This window comes from Streptomyces sp. SM11, assembly GCF_002910905.1.
In the GTDB taxonomy this organism is placed as follows: Bacteria; Actinomycetota; Actinomycetes; order Streptomycetales; family Streptomycetaceae; genus Streptomyces.
Genome location: NZ_NEUE01000048.1, coordinates 1 through 4,522 on the forward strand (window position 1 = coordinate 1; position 4,522 = coordinate 4,522).

Consider the following 4,522-nt stretch of genomic DNA (forward strand, 5'->3'; position numbering starts at 1 on the left):
CGGGGCGCGGCGCGGCGGTGGCCCGGACCGTGGGCCGGGAGCGGGCGGAGGCGCTGCGGGAGTGGAGCGGGCAGCAGGGTGTGACCCTGTTCGCCACGCTGTGCACGGCCTGGCAGCTGGTGCTGCGGCGGCGGTCGGGGCAGGACGCGTTCCTGCTGGGCACGACGTTCGGGCGGCGGCGACCGGAGACGGCGGACGCGGTCGGCTTCCATGTGGCGCTGCTGCCGTTGCCGCTGTCCGTCACGGACGCGACCCCGCCGGCGGAGGCCGTACGGGCCACCGGCCGGGCGCTGTTCGCGGCGGACGAGCACAGCGGGGTGGACCTGGACGCGCTGCTGGCCGCCGTCCGTCCGGACCCGGGGAATCCACGCCCGCTGGTGACGGTTTCGGTCGACCTGGACCGCGCGGCGCTGGCCGGAATCGACCTGCCCGGGCTGCGGGCGCAGGAGGTGGCGGCCGGGACGGAGTCGGCGCCGCTGGAGCTGGCGCTGATGGCCACCCACGGCCGGGACGGCAGCCTGCGGCTGCGGCTGCGCTACGACGCGGACCTGTTCGACGCGGCGACGGCGGAGGGGTATCTCGCGGAGTTGGACGAGCGGATGGACGCGCTGACGGGCCCGGGCGCGAACAGCACGGCCGAGCCGGACACCCCGGCGGTCCCCGGCACCGCCGCGGTCCGCGACACCGCAGTGCTCCTGCGCGAGGCCTGGGAGTCCGTCCTCGGCCTGCGCGGCTTCCCCGCCGACGGCAACTTCTTCGACCTGGGCGGCAATTCGATCGCCGCGATCCGCCTCGTGAACCGGGTCCGGGACACGCTCGGCGTCGACTACCCGCTGGCGGACTTCTTCGCCGACGCCACCCTGGGGGCCATGACCGAGCAGCTGACGGGCGGCCGGGCGGCGGAAGCACCCGTGGCCCCGGCACCGGATGCCGCGGCGGACGTCGTCGTCGACCGCGCCCCGGTCAGCGACCAGCAGGCCCGGATGATCGCCGGGCACCACGCCGCGCCCGACCCGGCCGTGTGGAACGTGCCGACGCGGATCACGTTCACCGGGGCGCTGGACCCGGTGGCCCTGCGGTCCGCCGTGTCCGAGGTGATCGCCCGGCACGACGCGCTGCGGACCCGGTTCGTGCAGGAGGGCGCGCCAGACGGGCCCTGGTGGCAGGAGGTGCTGGCGGCGGAGCCGGTGGCGTTGCCGGTGGCGGATCTGGCCGGGCTGCCGGCCGGTGAGCGGCGCCCCCGGGCGGACGCCCTGTGCCGGGCGGACGCGGCGACCCCCTTCGACCTGGGGCGGTCCCTGCGGCCCCGGGTGCGGCTGCTGCGGGTCGAGGAGGACTGCTGGGAGCTGATGTTCGTCCTGCACCACGTCTGCGCCGACGGCTGGTCGCTGTCCGTGCTGCTAGCGGAGATCGCGGCGCTGTACACGGCGGCCGCGGCGGGCGTCCCGCACGGCCTGCCCGGTCCGGCGATGCAGGCGCCCGGGTACGCCCGGTGGCAGCGGGAGCACCACGATCCCGACGCCGAGGCGGAGCGGGCCGCGTTCTGCGCCCGCTACCTGGACGGGGTGCCGTCCGCCGTCCCCGTACCGACGGACCGGCCGCGTCCGCAGAAGCTGAGCGGGCGCGGGGACACGGTGCGCGGGGTCGCGACGGGTGCGGTGCGGGCGGCGGTGGAGGAGCTGGCGGCCGGCCGGGGCACCACCCCGTTCGCGGTCGCTGCGGCGGCTCTCGGGGTGTTCCTGACCCGCCTTTCCGGGGAGCCGGACACCTTGTTGAGCGTGCCGTACGCCAACCGTGAGAACACCGCTTCGGAGTCGCTCGTGGCGGTGACGTCCACCGCGGTGATGGTCCGCGTACGACTGGATTCAGCCAATCTTGACGAGACCTGCGCGGAGCTCGCGGTCCGTACGGGCGCGGGCGCGCTCGGCGCCATGGCGCATGTGCTGCCCACCGCGCGCATCATGCGGGCGATGCGGGACGCGGGCGCTGTCAGCGTCCCCGACCGGGTGCCGCACGTCCTGGCGTTCCAGAACTCCGTCGACACGGACATCGAGATCCCCGGGCTCCGGGTCGAGGTGACCGATCTGGCACCGCCGCTTTCCCGCAGCGAACTGTGCTTCGGACTTGCGCCGCGCCGGGACCCCGCGAAGGGTTATCGAACGTTCCTGGAATTCTCCACCGACCTGTGGGACCACACGAGCGCCCACGACCTTCTCTCGTCGTACACCGACCTGCTCGCGGAGTTCTGTGCCCGGCCCGACCGGCCGGTACGGGAACTCCTCGGAGGGCGCCCCTCGCAGGAGTCCTCGGACCAAGGCTCCGGAGGCTCCGCCGGGGACGCCAGCGCCGGGCCCGACCAGCCCGGCGGACCGTCACCCTCCCAGTCACTGCCGAACACCGGAAAGGCGGACGCCGTATGACTCCGGCCCCCCACCGCAGCCACACCGACGACCTGCTCTCCTTCATCGCCGCCAGCCCTTCCCCGTACCACGTGGTGGCCGGCGCGGCCCAGCGTCTGGAGAAGGCCGGGTTCCGCGAACTGCGCGGCACGGACGACTGGACGGGGGCGACCGGCGGCTGCTTCGTCAGCCGGGCCGGTGCGCTGATCGCCTGGTACGTCCCCGAGGGCGCACCCGCCCACACCCCGTTCCGGATCGTCGGCACGCACACCGACTCCCCGAACCTGCGGATCAAACCGGCACCGGACAGCGGTGCTTCGGGCTGGCGGCAGATCGGGGTGGAGATCTACGGCGGGGTTCCGCTGAACACCTGGCTCGACCGGGACCTGGGCATCTCCGGCCGGCTCGCCCTGCGCGACCCCGGCTCCATCCCGCGCAGCCGGCTCGTACAGATCGACGAACCCCTCTTGCGCGTACCCCAGTTGGCGATTCACCTGGACCGTTCGGTGAACGAGGGGGTGGCGCTGGACCGGCAGCGGCACATCGCGCCGGTCTGGGCTCTGGGCGACCCGCGGGAGGGCGAGCTGCTGCGCCGGGTCGCGGCGGCCGCCGGGGAGGACCCGGCGGACGTGCTGGGCTGGGACCTGATGCTGCACGACATCCAGTCGCCCGGATACCTGGGCGTGGACCGGGAGTTCGTGGTGGCGTCCCGGCTCGACAACCAGGTCTCGGTGCACGCCGGGGTGACCGCGCTGGTGGACGCGGCGACGGGGACCACGCAGCCCTCCGTCGTACCGGTGCTGGCCGCTTTCGACCACGAGGAGGTCGGCAGCGGTTCCGAGACGGGGGCCCAGAGCCCGCTGCTGGAGCGGATCCTGTCGCGTTCGGTGTCGGCGCGCGGCGGCAGCGACGAGGACTGGTCGCGGGCGCTGGCGGGCACGTTCTGCGTCTCCGCCGACATGGCGCACGCGGTGCACCCCAACTACGCGGAGCGGCACGACCCCGACCACCGTCCGCTGCCCAACGGCGGCCCGACCGTCAAGGTGAACGTCAACCAGCGGTACGCCACCGACTCCACCGGCATCGCGGTGTTCACGGCGGCCGCCGAGCGGGCCGGGGCCCCCTGGCAGCCGTTCGTCTCGAACAACGCGATGCCCTGCGGTACGTCGATCGGCCCGCTCACCGCGGCCCGCCTCGGCGTCACCACGGTGGACGTCGGGGTGCCGGGCCTGTCGATGCACTCGGCGCGCGAGCTGTGCGGGGTGCGCGACCCGGGCTATCTCGCCGCCATCCTCACCACGATCATGGTCGGGGACTGACCGGACTCCGGGCGTCAGCGAACGGCCCGGGGAAGCAGAAGAACAGCAGCGAAGCGGAAGAGAACAGGAACGACCGTGGCCGACGAAGAGACCGTCCTCATCTGCCTGCCCTTCGCCGGGGCGGGCCCCTCCTTCTTCACACCCTGGCAGAAGCTGGCACCGGAGGGTCTGCGGATCCTCCCGGTGTCCCTGCCGGGCCGCGAGAAGCGGTTCCCCGAGCCCGCCCACACCTCGGCGGCCCCGGCCGTCGACGACGCGTACGCGCAGGTGACGGCGGCTCTCGGCAGACAGGACGGGGGCGGCGGCCCGGTCGTGCTGTTCGGGCACAGCATGGGCGCGGTGCTCGCGTACGAACTGGCCCACCGGATCGAGCGGGCGGGCGGGGCGGTCCGGCTGGACGCGCTCGTCGTCAGTGGTGCGCCCGGCCCCTGGACGCCGCGCACGGACCGGGCGGACGGGCTGCCGGACGAGGAGTTCACCGCCCGGGTCCGGGCGTTCGCCGGGTACGACCACCCGGCGCTGGCGAACCCGGAGATGCGGGAACTGCTGCTGCCGGCACTCCGGGCGGACGTCCGGCTCCACGAGACGTACGTCCCGTCCACGGACCGGCCCCTGGGTGTGCCCGTCATATCCGTCCGGGGGCGGGAGGACCCCCTGGTCGGGGCGGCGGAGGCGGCCGAGTGGGGCCGGGCGACGACGGGGAAACTGACGGTGGCCGAGCCGGCCGGCGGACACATGTATCTCACCGAACGGCCGGGCGAGCTGCTGGAGCTGGTGGCCGCCGAGGTGCGCGCGACGAGGGGC

General features: G+C 74.5%; 3 protein-coding genes. All 3 read left to right on the top strand.

Annotated elements, in window-relative coordinates; genetic code table 11:
* The coding region (locus B9S58_RS02945) for a condensation domain-containing protein (protein ID WP_258044167.1) at positions 1-2,420 on the top strand (2,420 nt) is incomplete at its 5' end.
* Positions 2,417-3,718 (top strand): M18 family aminopeptidase, encoded by a 1,302-nt coding sequence (locus B9S58_RS02950; protein ID WP_103530583.1) that lies wholly within the window; start codon positions 2,417-2,419, stop codon positions 3,716-3,718. The genes B9S58_RS02945 and B9S58_RS02950, both read left to right, overlap by 4 nt.
* Positions 3,719-3,793: 75 nt before the next feature.
* Positions 3,794-4,522, top strand: a 729-nt coding sequence (locus B9S58_RS02955) for a thioesterase II family protein (protein WP_103530584.1), incomplete at its 3' end; no start/stop codon positions are given.